Annotated in this window: 18 protein-coding genes; 17 read left to right on the forward strand and 1 reads right to left on the reverse strand. The window is 50.6% G+C overall.

Annotated elements, in window-relative coordinates; all coding sequences use genetic code 11:
- Positions 1–4 precede the first annotated feature (4 nt).
- The 4 genes from AC50YG_RS10950 (at position 5) to ptsP (ending at position 4,967) form a co-directional block, all read left to right on the forward strand.
- Positions 5–445 carry a CoA-binding protein gene (locus tag AC50YG_RS10950; RefSeq protein WP_494826781.1) on the forward strand — a complete coding sequence of 147 codons (441 nt, stop codon included), beginning with the start codon at positions 5–7 and terminating at the stop codon, positions 443–445.
- Positions 446–551: 106 nt separating this feature from the next.
- Complete coding sequence (locus AC50YG_RS10955) at positions 552–1,169, forward strand: hypothetical protein (protein ID WP_494826783.1); 618 nt, start codon at positions 552–554, stop codon at positions 1,167–1,169.
- Between the two features lie 163 nt (positions 1,170–1,332).
- Positions 1,333–3,219, forward strand: coding sequence for a glucose PTS transporter subunit IIA (locus AC50YG_RS10960; protein WP_494826785.1), 1,887 nt, complete (start codon positions 1,333–1,335; stop codon positions 3,217–3,219).
- A complete protein-coding gene (ptsP, locus tag AC50YG_RS10965; RefSeq protein ID WP_473759484.1) occupies positions 3,216–4,967 on the forward strand; it encodes a phosphoenolpyruvate--protein phosphotransferase in 1,752 nt (583 codons plus the stop codon). Before AC50YG_RS10960 ends, ptsP begins: the two co-directional genes overlap by 4 nt.
- 92 nt (positions 4,968–5,059) lie before the next feature.
- On the opposite strand, the gene AC50YG_RS10970 is transcribed toward ptsP, so the two are convergent.
- Positions 5,060–5,596 carry a type 1 glutamine amidotransferase domain-containing protein gene (locus AC50YG_RS10970; protein ID WP_473759483.1) on the reverse strand — a complete coding sequence of 179 codons (537 nt, stop codon included), beginning with the start codon at positions 5,594–5,596 and terminating at the stop codon, positions 5,060–5,062.
- A gap of 52 nt (positions 5,597–5,648) precedes the next feature.
- Here AC50YG_RS10970 and AC50YG_RS10975 point away from each other — a divergent pair, with 52 nt between their 5' ends.
- The 13 genes from AC50YG_RS10975 to AC50YG_RS11035 all read left to right on the forward strand — a co-directional run bounded on the left by AC50YG_RS10975 (position 5,649) and on the right by AC50YG_RS11035 (position 17,949).
- On the forward strand, positions 5,649–6,074 hold the full coding sequence (locus AC50YG_RS10975) for a VanZ family protein (RefSeq protein ID WP_494826788.1): 426 nt from the start codon (positions 5,649–5,651) through the stop codon (positions 6,072–6,074).
- Positions 6,075–6,325: 251 nt separating this feature from the next.
- Positions 6,326–6,739, forward strand: a complete 414-nt coding sequence (locus AC50YG_RS10980) for a hypothetical protein (RefSeq protein ID WP_473760220.1) — start codon at positions 6,326–6,328, stop codon at positions 6,737–6,739.
- A 150-nt stretch (positions 6,740–6,889) separates the two neighbouring features.
- Positions 6,890–7,894 (forward strand): catabolite control protein A, encoded by a 1,005-nt coding sequence (gene ccpA, locus AC50YG_RS10985; protein ID WP_341282313.1) that lies wholly within the window; start codon positions 6,890–6,892, stop codon positions 7,892–7,894.
- 5 nt (positions 7,895–7,899) lie between these two features.
- Positions 7,900–8,598 (forward strand): 5'-methylthioadenosine/adenosylhomocysteine nucleosidase, encoded by a 699-nt coding sequence (locus tag AC50YG_RS10990; RefSeq protein WP_341282314.1) that lies wholly within the window; start codon positions 7,900–7,902, stop codon positions 8,596–8,598.
- Positions 8,599–8,909: 311 nt separating this feature from the next.
- Positions 8,910–9,083, forward strand: coding sequence for a lysine biosynthesis protein LysW (locus tag AC50YG_RS10995; RefSeq protein ID WP_046230559.1), 174 nt, complete (start codon positions 8,910–8,912; stop codon positions 9,081–9,083).
- Between the two features lie 13 nt (positions 9,084–9,096).
- Positions 9,097–9,987, forward strand: a complete 891-nt coding sequence (locus AC50YG_RS11000) for an ATP-grasp domain-containing protein (protein ID WP_494826789.1) — start codon at positions 9,097–9,099, stop codon at positions 9,985–9,987.
- Positions 9,988–10,089: 102 nt separating this feature from the next.
- The gene (locus AC50YG_RS11005; protein ID WP_494826790.1) at positions 10,090–10,773 is read left to right on the forward strand and encodes a degT/DnrJ/EryC1/StrS aminotransferase; all 684 of its coding nucleotides are present in this window, start codon (positions 10,090–10,092) and stop codon (positions 10,771–10,773) included.
- Entirely contained in the window at positions 10,763–12,085 is a 1,323-nt protein-coding gene (locus AC50YG_RS11010; protein WP_494826792.1) for a DegT/DnrJ/EryC1/StrS aminotransferase family protein, read from the forward strand. The genes AC50YG_RS11005 and AC50YG_RS11010 overlap by 11 nt, the downstream gene beginning before the upstream one ends.
- Entirely contained in the window at positions 12,082–13,143 is a 1,062-nt protein-coding gene (gene argC / locus AC50YG_RS11015; protein WP_494826794.1) for an N-acetyl-gamma-glutamyl-phosphate reductase, read from the forward strand. The genes AC50YG_RS11010 and argC overlap by 4 nt, the downstream gene beginning before the upstream one ends.
- The gene (locus AC50YG_RS11020) at positions 13,143–15,038 is read left to right on the forward strand and encodes a M20/M25/M40 family metallo-hydrolase (protein ID WP_494826795.1); all 1,896 of its coding nucleotides are present in this window, start codon (positions 13,143–13,145) and stop codon (positions 15,036–15,038) included. Before argC ends, AC50YG_RS11020 begins: the two co-directional genes overlap by 1 nt.
- Entirely contained in the window at positions 15,001–15,807 is an 807-nt protein-coding gene (locus AC50YG_RS11025) for a thiamine pyrophosphate-binding protein (RefSeq protein WP_473759476.1), read from the forward strand. Before AC50YG_RS11020 ends, AC50YG_RS11025 begins: the two co-directional genes overlap by 38 nt.
- Positions 15,804–16,739, forward strand: coding sequence for a transketolase family protein (locus AC50YG_RS11030; RefSeq protein ID WP_494826798.1), 936 nt, complete (start codon positions 15,804–15,806; stop codon positions 16,737–16,739). The genes AC50YG_RS11025 and AC50YG_RS11030 overlap by 4 nt, the downstream gene beginning before the upstream one ends.
- Positions 16,729–17,949 (forward strand): MFS transporter, encoded by a 1,221-nt coding sequence (locus AC50YG_RS11035; protein WP_494826800.1) that lies wholly within the window; start codon positions 16,729–16,731, stop codon positions 17,947–17,949. The genes AC50YG_RS11030 and AC50YG_RS11035 overlap by 11 nt, the downstream gene beginning before the upstream one ends.
- Positions 17,950–17,956 lie beyond the last annotated feature (7 nt).

Below are 17,956 nucleotides of genomic sequence, written 5' to 3' on the forward strand. Positions count from 1 at the left end.
TCATATGGCATTTGAAAATCCATCACGCGAAGAAATTAAGCAGCTGCTTGAGCAAAGCGCTACTGTAGCAGTGGTCGGCTTGTCTGACAAGCCTGACCGCGTCTCCTACATGGTATCGCAGGCGATGCAGGCGAAAGGCTATCGCATCATTCCAGTTAATCCAGCTGTGAAGTCGGCAGAAATTTTGGGTGAAACCCGCTATGAGACGTTAAGTGATATTCCATTTAAAGTGGACATCGTCAATGTGTTCAGACGCAGCGAGCAGACCCCGCAAGTCGCGGAGGAGGCCGTTGCCGTTGGTGCTAAAATTTTATGGCTCCAGCTTGGCATAGCTAATGAGGAAGCGGCGAGCATTGCTGAAGCTGGTGGATTGAAAATGATTATGGACCGCTGCATTAAGGTCGAGGATTCGATTTTGCTCCCACAAGGAAAATCCAAAACCTGACTGTAATAAAAAACCGATCGACTTAGCACAATAAGAAAGGCTTCAAGGGGCGATGCAGCATGTCGTTCATGAAGACTTTCTTTTTAAATGTCGAGGAGGACAACACGTGAATCAAATGTCGCAACAGCCAGGATATTTCCAAGGGCAGCAAGGTCAACTGGGTCAACAAGGTCAGTTTTCGAACAATTATCAGCCATCGGGCTTCGTACAGTCGCATTATCAAGGCCAACTGAGCGAGCCAACCTTCAACCAGAACCCAAGCAGCATTGTGCAATCTCCAATTGGCGGTTATCAGGCGACGAATCAGCACAGCTATAGCTCTGCTGCATATTTGCCAAGCCATCAACAAAATACGGGCATGACGCAGCATCAATATCAGCCAAGCAGCGGTTACCAATCGTTTACGGCGCAGCCACATGTTTCAAGCTATACTTCGCACCTAGGCTCAACTAATTATGCAACGAACCCGGTAATCTCGCACTTAGGCTACCAAGCGAGCCCTCAGCAGCATTATGTACAGTCCCACACGGGGTATTCGGGCCAAAACCAAAACTTCTCAAGCGGCGGATATGCAGGGATGTCCAATAACCAAAATCAAACGCATGGCGGCATGCCAGTACATTCGGCGACAGGTCAAAATCCGGTGTACCACGCAACGAACGCTTATGCGCAGTCCGGTCCGGTCATTTCGCAATTGGGGTGGCAGGCTGGCCCAAATCGCTAAGCCATTTACGCAGGGCTTAAGCTAAGCCCGCCGCTGTAACGTTATAATAAGGAAGAATCATCAACAGGAGCGGGCCGAAAGGCCCGCTCTTCACTTTGACAAAACGTGCGGAAAGCCTTACCATCGAGAAAAAGACATTTTAATCAGCAAAGGGGGTACGAAAGTGAATATATTAGGAAGCCTGCAGCAGCTCGGAAGAGCATTTATGCTGCCAATGATTGTGCTTCCAGCAGCAGCTATATTTTCGAGCCTCAGTCAATTGCCATGGGATTATATTGGACTGCCGCAGCTAACGCTTTATTTGCAGGCCGCAAGTCATGCCATTTTTACTTATCTGCCTTATTTGTTTGCGGTAGGCATTGCGCTTGGCATGACAGGAAATGCGCTTGCAGCTGCTTTATCGGCACTCGGCGGGATGTTCATTTATGTAGGCATCACGCAGACAGCTGTGCCGGAAATTGAACCGACGGTGTTTATCGGAACGTTGATGGGCATTATCTCGGGCTTTAGTTATGAACGATTTAAAAATTTGCGTTTGCCTGAATACATACAGTTTTTTGGAGGGCCGCGGTTTGTACCGCTGTTCGTCAGCTTTTTATCGGTCTTATTTTCCATATTTATGATTGGACTCACGCCATATATTGAACGGATGCTTGAAGAGCTTGGCAACATTGTAGCTTCAGGAGGAGGGTTCGGTGTTTTTCTTTATGGCTTTGTCCATCGGATTTTGGTCGTGTTTGGCCTGCATCATCTCGTCAGCCATGTTTTCTGGTTCCAGATTGGCGGTTATACGCTGGCGGATGGGACAACCGTGTATGGCGACTTGCCGCGGTTTTTCTCTGGAGATCCGACAGCAGGCGTGTTTATGGCGGGGATGTATCCGACGATGATGTTTGCACTGCCCGCTATCGCGCTTGCCATTATTCATGAGGCAAGGGAGGATCTTAAGCCTAAAATCCGCAAAACGTTCATGTACGCGGCGCTTGCCTCCTTTTTAACCGGTGTGACCGAGCCTGTGGAATTTGCCTTTCTGTTCGTTGCGCCATATTTGTTCGTCGTTCATGCACTGCTCTCAGGCGTCATTATGTGGGTGACGTATGAGCTGGGCATTCGCCATGGCTTTTCATTCTCGGGCGGAGCGATTGATTTTATCGTCAACGAGCATTTGGCTACGCGGGGCTGGCTGCTCATACCCATTGGTATCGTGGTCGGGCTCATTTATTATTTTCTGTTCCGCTGGGCGATCGACCGTTTTCAAATACCGACTCCTGGGCGCGAGGAAGGCTCGCATCTCGATGAGTGGGCTGGCGATATTCCGCAGCGTGCGCCGCTTATTTTACAGGCGATTGGCGGCAAGGACAATATTGTGAAAATGGAATCATGCATTACCCGGCTGCGATTGAAAGTAGCTAATGAGAAGCAGCTTGATATCGCGGCACTGCGCAATTTGGGAGCAGCCGGGGTCATTCGACTTGGCGGCGGCAATGTGCAGGTTGTCTTCGGCACATATTCGGAGCTGATTCGCGGTGAAATTTTGAATACGATTCAGCGGGATCAAGAGCAGGTGCTATTCAGCTCGCCGATGCAAGGAAAGATGATCGCGCTCAGCGAAGTGCCTGATCCGATTTTTTCCGGCAAGCTGGTTGGCGACGGTGTTGCTTTCATACCGGATAAAGGAGAGCTTGTCTCGCCCGTCAAAGGGGAAGTTATTCATATTTACCCGACGATGCATGCGATTGGCATTCGAACGCCGGAAGGGCTTGAGGTGCTGCTTCATATCGGCATTGACACGTCCCTGCTTGGCGGCAAAGGTTATTTCAAATCCGCTGTCAAAGAAGGGGACAAAGTGCTTCCAGGCGACTTGCTCATCCGCTTCAATTTGCAGCAGGTTCGCAAGGAAAGCAAATCGCTGGCGACTCCGATGGTCATTACCAATTCGGATCTCGTGCGTTCATGGCGATTTGCACCGTATAAAACCGTTAAAAAAGGACAATCTTCCGTAATGTCGGTAGTGCTTAAAGAGATACAAGTTGGAGGGGAAAGGCCATGATACAAGGTATTGGAGCGTCAGCAGGCATAGCGATCGGAAAATCTTTCGTATTGCCCAGCTGGGAGTGGGAGCTGCCGGAGCAGCGCATCGATGTTGCTGATTTTGCCCGTGAGTTCGAGCGAGTATATGAAGGCATCCGAACGTCAAAATTCGAAATCGAGCAAATGAAGGACGAGCTGCGGGAAGTGGTTGGTCCTTCGGAAACCCATATTTTTGACGCGCATCTTGCGATTTTGGACGACCCGGTGTTTATGAATGAAATTCAAGGCATTATTAGCCGGCAATACAAGGCAGCAGAGGTAGCAGTCAAGGAAGCGATCGATCACTTTGTGACGATGTTTGATTTGCTGGATGATGAATATATGAAGGAGCGTGCGCTGGATATAAAGGATGTCGGCAATCGGCTGCTCAAGCATTTGCTTGGCGTGCCGGAAATTAAGCTTCCGTCCAACACAAAGCCGTTTATTCTCGTCGCCAAGGAGCTTTCTCCTTCGCAGCTTGCCCATATAAATCCGCAAAATGTACTTGGCATAGTTACGCTGGCAGGCAGCACGACTTCCCATTCCGCTATTATGGCGAGGGCGCTCGGCGTTCCGCTCGTCGTTGGAGTGGAAGCGAAGCTGGAGGAACCGATTCAGACGGGCCAGATGATCGTGCTCGATGGCGGTGACGGTGTCATGTATGTACAGCCGGCTCAGGAGATTGTCGCGCTATATTCAGCGAAACAGCGGCAGCAGCAGGAAGCGAAAACCCGTCTGCGCGATATCGTCGATCATAAGCCGATAACGCCGGATGGCAAGCGGCTGGAGCTTGCGGCCAATATCAGCTCCTTCAAAGAGCTGGAGATTGCTTTATCGAGCGGGGCGCATGGCGTCGGCTTGTTCCGCACCGAGTTTTTATATATGGACCGCAATCGCTTCCCACTGGAGGAGGAGCAGTTTGACGTATACCGCAGCGTAGCGGAGAAGCTGGAAGGCAAAACGGTCATTATTAGGACGCTTGATATAGGCGGTGACAAGCAGCTCGATTATTTTAATATTGCTGAGGAAGACAATCCGTTTCTAGGCTATCGTGCCATCCGCATCTCACTGGATCGCAAGGATTTGTTTAAAGTACAGCTTAGGGCGATATTGCGGGCAAGCCATTATGGACAGGTTAAGCTGATGTATCCGCTCATTTCCTCGGTTGAGGAAGTTCGTGCAGCAAATGCAGTATTAGCTGAGGCGAAGCAGGAGCTGGAGCAGGAGGGCCAGCCATATAACCGGGATTTGCAGGTTGGTGTCATGATCGAGGTTCCGGCTGCGGTTATTATTGCTGATTTGCTGGCAGGCGAGGTCGATTTTTTCAGCATTGGCACGAATGATTTGGTGCAGTTCACCCTTGCTGTAGACCGAATGAATGAGGAGATTTCGCATTTGTACGAGCCATTTCATCCCGCAGTGCTGCGGATGCTTAAGCTCACGATTGATGCGGCGCGCCGAAGCGGCATTAAGGTGGGGGTATGCGGAGAGCTAGCTGGCGATGTCAAGGCGCTGCCAATATGGCTGAGCCTTGATGTCGACGAGCTTAGTATTTCATCGCATTCGCTGCTGCAGGTGAAAGAGCGGCTGCTCCGCACAAGGCAGGAAGACAGCCGCTTGCTGCTTCCGAAGCTGCTGGAATGCCGCACGAGTGCGGACATTCATGAGCTGCTTGGAAAGTTTATGGATGAAAATGATGCCAGAAGGCAAAGCGCCTCTATTTCTTAAAATATAAGAATTTATAAGTATTACATTTATAAATAGACTTATATTTCACCCTTGAAACGGTTGCTTTGCCGCCAAAGGACGGCTTCTGCCGTTTACGCTTGGCCTTTGTATTGCTCTAATGCGTCAACGAAAGCTTTGGCGTATGGCGGAAGATCCGGCGGACGTCTCGCAGAGATGAGGTTTCCGTCTACGACAACCGCCTCGTCAAACCATTCGGCACCGGCATTTTCCATATCGTCACGAATGCCAGGCGTGGAAGTGACCTTGCGGCCTTGCAATATTTTAGCGGAAATGAGCACCCAGCCCGCATGGCAAATTTGGCCAATCGGCTTGCCGGCTGCGTCAAGCTCCTGCACAAGCTCAAGCACTTTAGGATAGCGGCGGAGCTTGTCCGGCGCCCAGCCTCCAGGAACGAGCAGACCAATAATGTCGCTGCTGTTCACTTCATCAAAGCTGAGGTCGGCAACGGCGGGCACGCCATATTTCCCAATATGCTTCTTGCCCTTCTCAGGACCTGCATACAGAACGGTAGCTCCCGCCTCGCGGACGCGATATACCGGATACCATAGCTCCAAATCTTCAAATTCATCATCCAGTAGGCAAATAACGGTTTTATTGTGTAAGGTCACAGCTTTTCCCTCCATTTCATATTGTCTTACCTATTGTATCGAAGGAGAACTTATGAAGCAAACCATAGCAAAGCGTACGGTGAGAGTGCTTCGCTGTATTCCAGCCGTATTCGGCATGGCAGCGATTTTTGCCGCATCAGCGACGACGGGCGAAGAGATGAATACGCTGCTGCCCTTTTTTCAGAAGCTGTTTCCGCAAATGGCGAGCTTTGATTGGGGACATTTTGTCGCATATTTTATGCTTGCTGCCACCATCGATTTCGCAATCGGTGCGAGAGCCGACCGTTTAGGCATCAAAGTGCTGATCGTGCTGTTGTGCGGCCTCTATGGCATTACAGACGAATTTCATCAATCTTTCGTAGGCGGCAGAATGCCGGATGCGGCCGATGTCCGCAATGACATGATTGGCGCGACTGTGTGGGTTATTCTAGTGGCACTGCCGCCAGTACGCCGGTTATGGCGGCGCATCGCTCGGTAATCCCGTTGTTTACACAAATGATATAAATCAGCAAAAGCAGTGGCCGAAAGACCAGGATTTATTAAAGTGGTAGCCCACGCTTTAATCGTGCATTTATCGTTGAATTATCGTTCATTTTCAATAGTAAAAATTACATAAGGCTGAAAGCAGGAGTTTTCGCGAAAAAGGTCGAATATTTTACGCATCTCAAATTATGAGCATAAACGGAGATGAAGGGCGGTACAGCCGTCCGCGTGAAGGAGTGGACCAACTTGGAAAAGCGGTGTCATTGTGGTGACATCATGAAGATGAAGCTGCGTACCGTCATTTATTCTGGGAAAGTGGAAATAGACAATGTGCCTATTTATTCCTGTGTAGCCTGCAGTCGAAGTGAAGTGTTTCCAGAAGTAAAGCCCGATTTGACTGGTCTGATTGCTCAACTGGGAGCGGAGCCAGAGAAGCAGACCTTTTTTTTCGATGAATGTAATGAATGGGCCAGCCTGCTCGTCATTGCGAGAAATACGAAGAAGCAATCCGATCCTGCTGCAGTGGAACGGCTTATTCAGGAGCGGATCGATGCGCTGCTGGACCTGCTGCTGCTTGCTCAAGGGCTTGAGGATGAAGGTTGGATAGCGGATATTACGAAGCGGCTGGGCCAAATCAGCCGGCCGACAAGGCATACATAATGCAATAAAGCGATGAGTTTGCAAGCAGATGCTTGTTCGGAAATGAAGGCGCCCCGGCGCTAACATTGCGAAAAGTAATATTTTGTCGTATGATTATTCTATTGTGCAGTGGGCGAAAGTAAAAAATCTGAGATAATGGAGAGAAGGACCTTGACGGTAACCATTTATGATGTAGCAAGAGAAGCAGGAGTATCTATGGCTACGGTTTCCCGGGTTGTCAATAACAATCCAAATGTGAAACCCGCAACCCGCAAGAAGGTTTACGAGGCCATTGAGCGTCTGGGATACCGTCCTAATGCGGTAGCTAGGGGCCTTGCAAGCAAGAAAACAACGACAGTTGGTGTCGTAATCCCCGATATTTCCAACGCTATTTTTGCTGAAGTGGCACGGGGTATTGAAGACATTGCGAATATGTATCACTATAATATTATTTTGTGTAATGCGGATAAGAAGAAGGATAAAGAAATCCGCGTTATTAACACGCTGCTGGAGAAGCAGGTTGACGGTTTGCTCTTTATGGGCGGTGCTGTAACGGAAGAGCATATGCAGGCGTTCAAAACAACGAATGTCCCAATCGTATTATGTGCAACTACGGATGAGAACGGTGAAATTCCTTCCGTTGATATTAATCATGAGGAAGCAGCTTTTGATGCGGTCAACAAATTGCTGGAGCAAGGCCACCGCCGGATTGCGATGATCAGTGGCACATTGCAGGACCCTGCGAATGGCTATGCCCGTTTCCAAGGGTACAAGCGGGCGCTGGAGACAGCTGGCATTGCTTATGATGACACGCTTGTTCGTATCGGCAACTATCGTTATGAATCCGGTATCGATGCCATGAAATATTTTATTGAGCTGGACGAGCGTCCGACTGCGGTATTCTCGGCAACAGATGAAATGGCCATTGGTGCCATTCATATGATTCAAGACTCCGGTCTGAGCGTGCCAGGCGATATTTCCGTTATTAGCGTAGATAACAGCCGTATGGCTTCGATGGTTCGTCCGCAATTGACAGCTGTTGCCCAGCCTATGTACGATATCGGAGCGGTATCGATGCGTCTGCTCACGAAGCTGATGAATAAAGAAAATGTGGATCACTCCAAAGTTATTTTGCCGCATGAAGTGATTGTGCGCCAGTCTGTTGGAGGGGTATAGGAAGTATGACTTTTAACAAAATAGGCATCATTGGGGCGATGGTTGAAGAGATTGAACTTCTCGGTCAGCACGTCCAAGTAACCAAGGAAACGGTGAAGGCTGGCATTACTTATTACGAAGGCCAGTTTCATGGCAAGACCATTATTTATTGCAAATCCGGTGTTGGCAAAGTCAATGCTGCTGTATGTACACAAATTTTAATTGATTTGGGTGCGGATTGCGTGCTGTTTACCGGCGTAGCCGGAGCCGTTGATCCAAGTCTGAATATTGGTGATATTGTCGTGTCCACAAGCTGTGTTCAGCATGATATGGATTGCTCGCCGCTAGGCTTCGCACGCGGTGAAATTCCATTCCATGCGCGTTCGGAATTTGTGGCGGATGAGCGTCTGGTCCAGCTGGCAGTTGATTCGAGCAATCGCTTGTTTGAGGGGCGCAGCTTGAAAGGCATCGTGTTATCCGGCGACCAATTTATTGCTAGCCGTGAGACGGTTGCGCTGCTGCGTGAAACGATGAACGGTGCTTGTGCGGAAATGGAAGGCGCATCAGTAGCCCATGTATGCGATATGAATGAGGTGCCCTTCGTGGTCATCCGCTCCATGTCGGACAAGGCTGACGGGTCTGCGCATGTCAATTTCCCAGAATTTACGGTGAAGGCAGCCAATAACTCCTACGCAATTATTGACGACATGCTTCGACATATGTAGTTCATAAGAAGGTACAAAACCGCCATCCGGGCACACGGGATGGCGGTTTTTGTCGTTGGAAAACGACGTTCAAAATAGGAAATAGATAGAAATAATTATATTCCGATAGGAATTATCTATTTTAATTGACAGCGATAGGAAAAGCATTGTACGATTCATCTTGCCACCAGCATTTTACTATTTTTGGTTAAATGAGGAGGAGAGAAGAAAAAAGATAGCCTAGAGCAGTACTGAGACGAATTAAAAGACAGAACATTCTGAAAATAGGGCTGTTGGCGAAAATTAAACTTTAGGATAGGTGGAGATAGGTAATGGCAGACGTTAGCTGTGTCGTATGCAAATCGGAAATTAGCGTGGAGTCGGATGCAATAAGTGGGGAAATCGTAGAGTGCTCGTCATGCGGACAAGAGCATGAGGTGCATGCTGTAAATAATAGCATTTCAGTAGCATTAGCTCCCGAGATTGAAGAAACTTGGGGCGAGTAGAGGAGCCTGGGGTATGAAGCAGACAAATACGGATATTTTGCTTTGTGTGACGAAGCTGCGAGAGGAAGAGAAGCGTATTTATGAACTGCTCCAGCAGGCTGGACACCATGTCCAGGTGAATTTGGATTCGATGGAGCTGCCGCTTGAGCAAGGCTGGGCCGATCAATATGGTGTCGCACTCATTCGCTGCCTCTCGCAGAAAAAAGCGCTAAGCCGCTCAACGATGCTGGAATTATCCGGCATTGAAACGATCAATTCGGTTAAAGCGATTAACATTTGCACGAACAAAATTCATCAAGCAATCGTGTTTCAAAAGCATAACATTCCGCAGCCCCGCTTCAAAGTCGCTTTTACAGCAGACAAAATCCTCGAATCGTTCGAGGATTTTGGCAACATATTTGTGATCAAGCCACCCAGCTCCTCCTGGGGAAGAGGCATTGCCCGCATTGTTGGCAAGGAATGCCTAGATGGCTGGATTGCGGCACGGGAATCGCTTGATCCGACCCAGCAGTCCTTTCCTGTACTCGTACAGGAATACGTGGACAAGGGGGATTATGATATTCGCGTTGTCATTGTCGGCCGGAAGCCAATCGTTGCATTTCGGCGGGTATCGGTCGACAACTGGAAGACGAATACGCATTTGGGAGCAGAGGTTGAGCCTATTGCTATCAATCAGGAAATAGAATGGATTTGCAGCAAGCTGACCGAGGTGCTCGGTGAAGGCATCTATGGCTTGGATTTATTTTATGACTATCAAAATAAACGTTATCTCGTATGCGAGGTCAATCAAAACCCGGAGTTTTCAAAGTCATGGAAAATTCATGGCGTCGACGTAGCCGCTCATATCGCGCTTTATTTGCAGGGGAAATTGGCATCTAGAACAAGGCAGGAGGTTAACGCCTAACGCAGATTAGACGATGGAACTCGAGTTAAAACGATGAAACATGAACCATAGACCATGAAACATGAACCATGAAAGCAAGCTAAGGATAAAGGAGAATCGGCAATGGCCCATACGACAATTATTACAGCTCCAGAGAAGGTGACACCAGTAATCAAAAAGGAGCAATATTTTTCTCTATCCTTTGTTTTATCCCGTGTGCTGAATTCCGGCGTCATCATGAGTATTGAAAAAAATGAGAGCGAGCTAAAGGGGCTTGAGAAAAGTATCGGCAAGCTGACACAAAGCAAATATGTCTCCTTGTTTAACAGCTATACGGGCGCGGTGCATGCCGCGCTCTGGGGACAGGATATCGTCCACGGCTCGCTGACACGCCTGGAGGGTGCAAGCGAGCAGGATCAGCGTTTTGCAAGCTGGCTAGGAGTAGGGCTGGTGACGGATCCGGAGGTTTCACAAGGCTTCGAGAAGGTTAGCGTTACGTGGGGAAATTTGCCCCGCATTGAACAGGAGCTGCAGCCGAAGCTGCAGCAGTCGCCGGTGCTGGTGCTGGATTTCACGGAGCTTGGCTTCGGCCCCTGCGCCTCTATTTCGGTAAATGACGAGAGCGTCTGGACCAAGGCGGAGCGTCTGAAAATATTCGGCGCCTTCGACTTGAAGACGATGTGGACGCAGGAGGAGGCGGAACCGGACATTCAGCCGGGCGCACAATTCAACTATAGGCTCAGCCCGCTCGTGGCGGCATGCGTCAAATTATCGCTTTTAAGGAGGAACAGCAGCCATGAAGACTGATTTTATCCGCAAGCCGCTGAGCTTGCCGTCGGAGGCCTGGATTAACGAGCAGCTTGCTTATTATGGGGGACCAGCGGTCATTCCCGAGGATAGCCGGAAGACGACCTTTCCTTCCATTACGAAAGAGGACATCGTGCAAATGCTAGTGTCTATTCAGCAAAGCCCGGAAGATGTGATCGATGAGTTTACGGAAAAATACCGCAGCTACGTGGGGGCGAATTATGCGCTTGCTACCGCAAGCGGAACATCAAGCCTGCATCTGGCACTCGTTGGCGTTGGCGTACAGCCGGGAGATGAGGTCATCGTTCCAGCGTTTACGTTTATTGCGACCGCACAGGCCGTTGTGGCGGCGAAAGCGATTCCTGTATTTGTGGATATCGATCCACTGACCTATAACTTGAATCCCGCGCTGGTAGAGCAGGCGATCACGGCGAGGACGAAGGTCATTATGCCGGTCCATGTCCATGGCTTGCCAGCTGATCTGGCTCAGCTTAGGGAGCTGGCTGACAAGCATCAGCTGCGCCTAGTGGAGGATGCATCCCATGCGCATTCTGCCTCCATTGGCGGACAGCTGTGCGGCTCTATCGGAGACGGAGCGGGGCAAAGCTTAATGGCGGATAAAAACTTCCCTGTAGGCGGAGAGGGTGGCATCGCCTTCTTCAAGGAGCGGGAGGATTATGAACGGGCATTGAGCTTTTTGCAGGAGACGGGCATAGATTACCGCATGTCATGGATCGCGGCGGCGTTTGGCATTAGCCAGTTGGATCGATTGCCGTTTTATGATGCGATTCGGGCGAGAAATGCGAGCTATTTAACAACTATTTTAGCGCAAACGAAGCTGTTTAAAGGGCCGTATGTGCCTGAGGGGCATAAGCATAGCTACAATATGTACCGCATTAAGCTGGACCCGGAAGCAGCGGGGCTGGGAGATTTGCTGGATTATCAAGTGAAAGAGGCTATTCAGGAGCTGGCATCAAGCGAAGGCGTGTTTGCACGGGAATGGCAAAACGTGCCGATTCCGGGCCATCTGCCTTTTCAAAATCGCAAAGGGTTTGGCAGAGGGTATCCCTTTACGTTGTCGGAGCGCAAAGACTTTGGCTACCACATCGACCATTTCCCCGAGACGCTGAACATGCTGCGCTCGACGCTGACTATCTGCCGGGAGCTGCGTTCGCCAATTGAATATGAGCGCATAGCCGCTTATGCGCTGGCGTTTCAGAAAATTGACGCAAACCCGTCGATTATTCGTGAACTAGTGCTTCAGAACACGGCGGTCAAAAAATCATATGAGAGGGATGCGAGACTCGGATGAGTGTAATGGGTAGCAGCGTGAAGCGCGTCGCCATTTTGGGCGGCAATGGCTTTACAGGCGGAGAGCTTTACCGGCTGCTAAAGCGGCATCCTTATTTTAAAGTGGATTTTGTATCCTCGGAATCAAAGGCGGGGCTGCCGCTGGATAAATTTTTTGTTTCGTCGGCGCGCCAGAAACGGTCGGAAGGCGGGAAATTTCATAAGCTGGCAGAGCTTGCCGGACATTATGATTTCATTTTTTCCTGCCTGCCGACCGGGGTATTGCCACGCCATATCGACCATATTGCCGAGCATGCCGAGTATGTAATTAACGTCAGCGGAGATTATCGCCTAAACGATCAGGAGCTGCTGCGGCAGCATTATCCAGAAAGCCTCAGCCATCCAGCGAAAGGGGGCAGCCATTATTTTATTCCGGAGTTTAGCGACATTAATTTGGAGGCGAAGGTGGTCAATTTGCCCGGCTGCATGGCGGTTGCAACGATTTATACGCTGTTTCCGCTGCTGGCAGCTAATCTGATTGAACCGCGCGTCATCTCGGACGCCAAGACGGGCTCCAGCGGCGGCGGCAAGGCGAGCACGGAGCATCATGCGGAGCGCGCCCATAATTTTCGTCCTTATAAAGTGCATGGGCATCGCCATAGGCCGGAAATCGAATTTGCGCTCCAACAGCATCTGGAACGTTCCGTGGAGCTGCAATTTTCCGTGCACAGCCTGGATTTGCCGCGGGGCATTCTCGTTACGTCCTACTCGCTGCTGAAAGAACAAGCGAGCGAAATCGATGTGAAAAAAGCATTTTATGGCGCCTACGCGGCAAAGCCGTTTGTCCATTATTTCAATTCCAAAAACGGTTCCTATTCGTATCCAATGATTAAAACGACAGCAGGGACGAATTACGCTGAAGTTGGCGCTTATGTAGAGGGCCGCAATTGCGTATCGATCGCCTCGATCGACAACCTGATTAAAGGAGCGGCAGGGCAAGCCATTCAGGCTGCTAACCTTTACAGCGGCATTGCGGAGGAGGCGGGCTTACAATTTGAGCTAGAGGGGGCGTGGCCATAATGTCGAGCCAGAGCTTGTATGTCATTAAACTTGGGAGCAGCACGATTATGCACCATCCCGAAGTATTTGCGGAGCTCAATGATCTGGTGCAAAAAGGAAAAAAAGTCCTGCTCGTAGCGGGCGGAGCAGAAGGCATCCGGCAAAAATACGAGCAGCTGAACCGGAGTATTCCGATTCTCGCTTTAGCGAACGGAGATGAGGCGCGGTACTGCTCTCCGTCAGAGATGCCGCTCATTCGGGCGGCATACCAGGAGTTTATTTTAGCGAAGGTCCAGGAGCAATTAAAAAGCTACCAGCTCAAAGTATTCGCCCAAATCGGCGGGGACAACGAGGTTGTATTTGGACAAAAATCGAAGCCGGTCAAAGCTGTCATTGATGGCAAAACCGTTATCGTTCGCGATTCCCTGTTCGGTTCTTTTACAGGCTGCAACGTCGATTTTCTACAGGGTGCCCTGCAGGTGTTTGACGTCGTATGCTTGACACCGCCTATTTATGACCGTGAGCTAGGCGAATACATCAACATCGATGCGGACATGCTGGCCGCTCATCTTGCAACCGAGCTTGGAGCCGAGCATCTGCGATTTATTACGGGTACGGCGGGTCTTTTGCAAAATGTAGATGAACCAGCTTCTACGATATCCGATGTCTATCTGGGCGATGAAATTCATTCCATCAAAGGACGGATGAAGCAAAAGGTACGGGCGGCGAATCACGCCATCAGCAAAGGCATTTGCGATGTAAGCATAACAGGTCCCCATTCGCTAAATCGGCCGGGCACAGGCAAAACGTGGTTTTGGAATATCCAGCGGGATGCCGGTGGGACGGATTTGCTTAGAAAAGCGATTCGAATTCCATCGGTTTCCGGTGACGAGTCAGAGCTTGCGAGCTATTTGCTGAATGCCGTTCAGCTGCCAGGGGTAGACGGCTTTGTCGACGAGGCGGGCAATGTAGTGTTCCGCAAAGGAAATGGGCCTAATCAGCTGCTGCTGCTCGGTCATCTGGATACCGTGCCCTATAATTGGCATGTTACCTGTGATGCTGAGCGAATTGCTGGCCGCGGAACGGTGGATGCCAAGGGCAGCCTGCTGAGCTTCATTCAAATGCTGTATGATGCCGAGGTGCCTGAGGATGGCTCGCTGCTGGTCATTGGGGCAGTGGAGGAGGAGGTATCTTCATCCAAGGGGGCCTTTTACGTAAGGGATCATTACCGGGCGGATGCGGTCATTATCGGCGAGCCGAGCGGGGAGGACAGCTTGACGCTCGGCTATTATGGGCTTTACAAGCTGAGCATTTCAATTAGTAAGCCACAGGAGCATTCCGCTGGCAAGGACAGCGTTAGCGTGCTGGATCAGCTTTATACGATAGTGGCGGATATCCGGGAGCAGGTAGGAGGCGTTGATCCGAGCAGTTTGTCATCTCTTATTGACATAAAACATAGTAATCATAATGGAATACTTAGTTCTACAGGCATTTTGAATTTTCGAATTTCTCCGCTTGCGGGCAAGGATTATGCGAAGCAGATCCAGCTTGATTATGGCGATGGCGTGTCTGTAGCGGTGCTGCGTGCTACGCCAGGCTTCGCAAATCCTCGCAACAGTCCATTAGTGAAAGCCTTTGTACGCAGCTTTGCGAGCAAGGGGAAAGCGATTCATTATATTAAAAAGCGTGGAACAAGCGATATGAACACGCTGGCTACGACCTGGGAGGACGTGCCGATGGTCGCCTACGGCCCCGGTGATGCAAGCCTCGACCATACGAATGAGGAGTATTTGCTGCTAAGCGAGGTACATGGCGCGCGAGCCATTTTACAGGGAGCCATCGAGGAATGGTATCGCCTAAGATCGGAGGAGGGTTCCTATGGATACGTTGGTACAGCTGCCAAATCGTTCAGCTGAGCCTGAAGAGCTGCTGGCGAAGGCGCAGGCTGCACGCAGCTCTATTATCGATATGGCGGCCCGCGAGACGGGCTGCCATATCGGTGGCAGCTTGTCGGTCATCGATTTGCTCATTGGCGCCTATGCAAAATATCATCATGACGCGGATACGGCCATCGTGCTGAGCAAAGGTCATTCCGCAGCGGCGTTATATGCGGCATTGTATCAGTACGGAATTCTATCGGATGATCCTGCTGCCTCTTACGGCGGGGCAGATTCGCTGTTCACCGGGCACCCCAACCCGAAGCTGCCGGGCATCCCTTTTGCCACCGGCAGTCTCGGGCATGGGGTAGCCTATGCAGCCGGCTGGGCGCTTGGACAAAAGCTGCGGCGCACGAGCGGGGTTGGCATTGCCATCGGCGGTGATGGCGAGCTTCAGGAAGGGCTATGCTGGGAAACGGCACAACTCGTACAGGCGAAGGGCATTACGAATTTCATTTATGTCGTCGATTGCAACGGGGGGCAAAATGATGGCCTGCTAGCCGACATATCGCCGCTGCCGAATTTGCGGGAGCGCTTTGAAGCCTTTGGTTTTCAGGTGAAGGAGATCGACGGCCATGATCTCGGGCAAATTATTGCAGCGCTGGAGCCAGGCGGGGAGAAGCCGCTGGCGATTTTGGCCCATACGGTGAAGGGCAAGGGCGTAGCTGCCATAGAAGGCAATCCACATGCCCACTATGCCAAAATTTCTGAGAAAATAGCGCTGAAATGGAAGAGGGGCTTGCAATGAGCAGCTTGGCAGCAAGAGAGGCCTATAAAGATGAATTAACGAAGCTGGCAGCGGATAATGCGAACATTATTTGCTTAGAGGCGGATTTGGGCGGAAAAGAGCATCCTTTTCAGCAAAGCTATCCGGATCGTTTCTTCAATCTAGGCATAGCAGAGCTCGCCAGTGTAGATATCGCTGCGGGGCTGTCGAAGGCAGGCTTCGTGCCGTTTTTCTCGACCTTTGCTTCGTTTGCTGCGCTGCGGGCGGCAGAGGGCGTGAAGCTGGCGCTAGGGTACATGGGTGAAAATATTAAAATCGTCGCGGCCTATGGCGGAGTATCGGGCGGCTGGTTTGGGACAACGCATCATTGCTTGGAGGATATCGCGGTTATCCAGACGTTCCAGAATATTCGCATCGCTTGTCCGCATGGGGAAGCGGAGACGAGGCGGGTTGTGCAGGAGGCGGCAGCGTCAAATGAGCCCTACTACATCCGCCTGTCTCGCAATGACAAGTTCGATAGTCTCGCCCGTGATGAGTCGAGCAACTGCCGCGAGCTGCTGTTTGAAGGCGCTGTGCGCAGCGAGGCAAAGCTATGCCTGGTGTCGATTGGCGAGCAGGCCACTGAAATATGCAGCCGGATCTATCAGGAAAATGAGCGGGTCAACCATGCGCATCTTTGCTATGTGGACCGCGACAGCCTAAAGCGTTACAAGGCGGAGCTGCAAGCGGCAGCGGGAGCCTTCCTCGTCGTAGAGGAGCACCGGGCTGCTGGCGGGACAGCGTCCAGTCTCGCTCTGCTGCTGCCGGAGAGCCGGGTCTACTCGCATGATTGCGGCGAGGAATGGCCGATATATGGCGGCAGCCATGCAGAGGTGCTGCACTATTTAGGCTTTGGCTATGAAGCGCTGACAAGGCAGATCGCAGAGCTCGGAGGAGATGCCGATGATATTTAGCGTGCTGCGGCCAGCGAAATTCCGTTATTTTTTTCTCTCGGACATTATTTCCGGCTTCGGAGTAGGGATGAGCACCATTGGCGCCAACTGGTTTCTAATGGACCAGACGGGCTCAATCAGCGCGATTGGGTTTATGCTGTCGCTCAATGTAATCGCCGGCTTTCTAATTTCGCCGTTTGTGGGCAGCTTGACTGACAAGTTTAATCGCAAAGCGATTATTCAGTGGACGTATTTCATCAGGGCGGCAGCTGTGCTGGCTATTATGGGCTTGTTTTTATGGACCGGATTCCGCATTGAATATTTGTATTTATTTACGATTGTGAATGGCATGGGCTGGACCATCTATATGTCGGCCTCCCGCAGTCTGGTGCAGGAGCTGCTGCCTGAGAAGGATTTGATCAAGGGCAATTCCTTAATTGAAATCAGCCTGCAGGTCGGCATGTTCATGGCGGGTGCAGCATCGGGCGTGCTGTATAAATATTCGGGCTTTGAGGTGATTTTGCTCATTAATTCGCTTGTGTTTATCGTCAGCAGCCTGCTGCTGTACCGGGTCAGCTATGAAGCGATTGCAGTCGAAAATAAAAAAGAATCGTTTGTTTCCAGCTTTAAAAATGGACTCAGCTATTTGGCTGAACGCCCGTTTATTTTTTTCCTCGGCGTCATTGCGATTATTCCGTTAGTGTCCACGATGATTTATAATGTCGTGCTGCCGGGTTATGTGAGCGATGCTGTCAAGGGAGATTCGGTCGTATTCGGCCTTTCGGATATGTTTTATGGCATTGGCGGGCTGTTATCGGGTTTCATTGCCGCTCCGCTGGCCGCGAAATTATCGAAAAATACGACGATTGCTTTATTTTTCGCCGTAGCCTTTGGCGTATTAATCGCTGTCGCGTTCAACACATTTGCGTTTGTCCTGTATTTGGGCAGTATGCTCATCGGCCTCAGCAACTCCTCGCTGCGAATCGTCATGACGACAACGCTGATGGAGGAGGTATCGAAGTCCTATATGGGCCGGGCGATGTCGGTATGGATGGCCATTTCGCTGTTGCTTCAGACGGTATCGGCTTCGGCGCTGGGCTTGCTCATCGACCGTTATTCGGCAGCTGTCGGCTTTCTCTGCATGGGCGGGCTGATGCTCGTGGGGCTGATTTTGCACCGGATGCTAGTAGCAAGCAGCGGCGTAAAGTCGAAAAAAACGCTGGAGGTATAAATTTATT

This window comes from Paenibacillus sp. J31R34 (assembly GCF_059383715.1).